The 333-nt window shown below is 69.4% G+C and carries 1 protein-coding gene; it reads left to right on the forward strand.

Annotation, left to right across the window (positions count from 1 at the left end):
• A partial coding sequence (locus ACODT0_RS42470) for a fumarate hydratase (RefSeq protein ID WP_489044061.1) occupies positions 1 to 333 on the forward strand: 333 nt, incomplete at both ends.

Below are 333 nucleotides of genomic sequence, written 5' to 3' on the forward strand. Positions count from 1 at the left end.
CCATGGGCGCCGGCTGGTGCCCGCCGGGCATGCTGGGCATCGGCATCGGCGGCACGGCCGAGAAAGCCGCGCTGCTGGCCAAGGAAAGCCTGATGGACGACCTCGACATGCACGAGCTGCAGGCCAAGGCCCAACTCGCCAAGGAGGGCAAGGAAGAGCTCACCAAGGTCGAGGCCCTGCGCCTCGAGCTGTTCGAGAAGGTCAACGCCCTGGGCATCGGCGCGCAGGGCCTGGGCGGCCTCGCGACCGTGCTCGACGTCAAGATCAAGATGTACCCGACCCACGCGGCCAGCAAGCCGGTGGCGATGATCCCGAACTGCGCCGCCACGCGCC

The organism is Variovorax sp. FG153, assembly GCF_057809595.1.